At 63.4% G+C, this 2,901-nt stretch carries 2 protein-coding genes and 1 pseudogene; 1 reads left to right on the forward strand and 2 read right to left on the reverse strand.

All coding sequences use genetic code 11. The features are described from left to right. Positions 1 to 147 precede the first annotated feature (147 nt). Positions 148 to 417: pseudogene (locus XI09_RS08785) on the forward strand (transposase domain-containing protein); the annotation flags it as partial. Positions 418 to 831: 414 nt separating this feature from the next. On the opposite strand, the gene XI09_RS08790 reads toward XI09_RS08785, so the two are convergent. Next, positions 832 to 1,047, reverse strand: a complete 216-nt coding sequence (locus tag XI09_RS08790) for a hypothetical protein (RefSeq protein ID WP_271566489.1) — start codon at positions 1,045 to 1,047, stop codon at positions 832 to 834. A gap of 122 nt (positions 1,048 to 1,169) precedes the next feature. Then, the gene (gene tnpC, locus XI09_RS08795) at positions 1,170 to 2,822 is read right to left on the reverse strand and encodes an IS66 family transposase (protein WP_271566488.1); all 1,653 of its coding nucleotides are present in this window, start codon (positions 2,820 to 2,822) and stop codon (positions 1,170 to 1,172) included. Positions 2,823 to 2,901 lie beyond the last annotated feature (79 nt).

Consider the following 2,901-nt stretch of genomic DNA (forward strand, 5'->3'; position numbering starts at 1 on the left):
GCCAAGTAACAAAGCGAGCTCACAGCTCATGGTCATGGCGGCCTGCCACCGTTTCGTGCTCCAGCGCCCCTATCCCGGCTTCGACAGACTAATCCGGACGACCAGTCCTCTCCACCGGGTTTGAGCGCTGAAAACATCATGCCCTTTAACAATTGCGCTGACCGCGCATTGAGAGGCATCGCCTTGGGAAGGCGCAACTGGACCTTCGCTGGTAGCCAGCGTGGCGCCGACCGTGCCGCCATCATGCTGATGATGATCACGACCTGTCGCCTCAACGACGTCGATCCCAAGGCCTGGCGCGCCGATGTCCTGGCCCGTATCGCCGATCTTCCCGCGTCGCGCCTGCACGAACTGCTGCCCTGGGAATGGAAGCTCCTGCGCCAAACCGACAAGCCCGCCGGTCAGCAGGCCGCCTGATCTTCACCCAACCGATCATAGAGCTCGCCGTGCTCGCGCGCATGCGTCAATTGAGCGGCTTTCGGCGTATGAGTATGTTGTGGGCTGTCCCCAAGGCGAAGTATCCAACAGTCCAATTTTGGGTTCTGTCGGTGTCAGCGAGGCAGGGATGCGCCCCGCAGTCAGGACCGAAGCCAGCAGCGCGACATCTGCCACGGTCCTCGCAAAAAAGCCCAATGTGTCAAGGCCGTTGGCTAGCGGCTTTATGGTCCCGACGGCCGTGGGTTGGCTTTACTTGGCAGCCGTCATGGCTCTCTTCAGCCGCAAGATCGCGTCGGTTGGGCAAATGCGCCATCACACCATCACACGCCGGTCGAGCTAATCGCTCATCTTCCCATGGCTCCGCCAGCAGTGGCGCCCTACCGGATCGATCCATCATTTGCGGCGTGCCCGCTTCCCCACGAACCGGGTGGTCCCTGCCGTCGCCGGCATCACCGCATCGACACGAGCCGCAAAGCGACAACGCCCCGACGCTTCTTCAACACCCTGGAGAGCGAGCTTGTTCATCATTGCATCAGGCAAGCCGACGCCCAGCGCGATATCTTCGCCTTCATCGAGGGTTTCTACAATCGAATCAGGCCATGCCGCCATCGGATTATATCCTTCAGATCCAGATGGGCTAAAAGCCGCTTAAACGTAGGCATACGATGAAGACCGCCCGATTGACGCGTGCGCGCGGGCCCGGCGAGCTCTATGATGGCGTTGCGTGAAGGTCAGGCGGCCTGCTGACCGGTGGGGTTGTCGGCCTGACGCAGGAGCTTCCATTCCCAGGGCAGCAGCTCGTGCAGACGCGAAGCGGGAAGATCGGCGATACGGGCGAGGATGTCGGCGAGCCAGGCTTTGGGATCGACGTCGTTCAGGCGACAGGTCGTGATCATCGTCAGCATGATGGCGGCGCGGTCGGCGCCACGCAGGCTGCCGGCGAAGGTCCAGTTGCGCCTCCCCAAGGCGATGCCGCGCAACGCTCTTTCAGCGGCGTTGTTGCTGAGGCAGATTCTGCCATCGTCGAGGAAGCGGGCGAAGTCGTCCCAGCGCCTGAGCATGTAGTTCATGGGCTTCAGGACCTCGGAGGAGCGCGAGAGGGTTTCTCGCTCACGGAGCAGCCAGGCGTGCATGTCGTCGAGAAGCGGCTTGCTTCTCTCCTGGCGCGCGGCACGCCGCTCGTCGGCGCTGCGGCCGTTGATGGCGCGCTCGATCTCGAACAACGCATCGAGGCGCCTGACAGCCTCCAGCGCGATCGGGGAGACCGGTTTGCCCTTGCGGCCTTCTCTGGCATTCTTCTCGATGTCAGCCAGTTCGAAGAAGCCCCGCCGCGCATGGGCTAGGCAAAATGCCGGCGTGATCGGTATCGCTTTCCTTTGCGGGTCGAACAACGGCTCGAAGCCGCTGTAGCAGTCCGCCTGCAGGATACCGGCGAAGGCGGCCAGATGCTTCTGGGGATGCTCGCCCCGTCGGTCGCTCGAGGCGTAATAGACCGCCGCCGGCGGCGCAGGCCCACCGTAGGGCCGATCGTCGCGCACATAGGTCCAGATTCGCCCGGTCGTGCACTTGCCCTTGGCCAGGATGCGGATGGTGGTGTCGTCGCCATGAAGGCGCTCGGCCGACAGCACATGCCGCTCGATCAGTTGGAACAGCGGCATGACGGCGAAGGTCCCGTGGCCGACCTGGTCGGCCAGCGTCGACAACGGGAGGTCGATCCTCTCGGCCCTAAAGCGCACACTCTGGCGGTTGAGCGGGATATGCATGCCGAACTTGTCGAACAGGATTGTCGCCAGCAATTGCGGACCGATGAAGCCGCGCGGCGTGACATGGAACGGTGCCGGCGGCTGGCTGATCTTCTCGCAATCGCGGCAGGTGAACTTTTCCCGTACCGTCTCGATCAGCTTGAACCGGCGCGGGATCTCCTCCAGCGTCTCGGTCACATCCTCGCCCAGCTTCGACAGGTGCGATCCGCCGCAGCATGCACAGCTCGTCGGGGCCTCGATGACGACGCGCTCGCGTTCGATGTCGTCCGGCCACGGCTTGCGCACCGGCCGCTTGCGCGTGAAGGCGCGCACGCTCTGGGTTTTCGTCGCCGCGGCCTGAGCGGCAAGCTCGTCCTCACTCGCCGTGGTGACGAGCTCTTCGAGCTCCAATTCCAATTGCTCGATCAGCCGCGCCGTGCGCTCGGAGCGCTGCCCGTACAGTTCGCGCTTGAGCTTCTCGATCCGCAGCTCAAGATGCGCGATCAGCGCCTCGTTGGCCGACAGCTCCGCCCGCGCACTGGCAGCTACCGCCTCGGCTTGCAGCCGCGCCTCACGTTCGGCCTGCAGCGCCGCCAGGGCACTCGCAAGATCCGATGGAAGGTCGTCCGGCTTCGATATCATGAAGCCATTGAATCAGATCAAGCAGTAGATTCAAACCCAAAACCACTATCCGACCCGCGTCGGACGCTGGGTTTCTTGA

The organism is Bradyrhizobium sp. CCBAU 11386, assembly GCF_028128955.1.
In the GTDB taxonomy this organism is placed as follows: domain Bacteria; phylum Pseudomonadota; class Alphaproteobacteria; order Rhizobiales; family Xanthobacteraceae; genus Bradyrhizobium.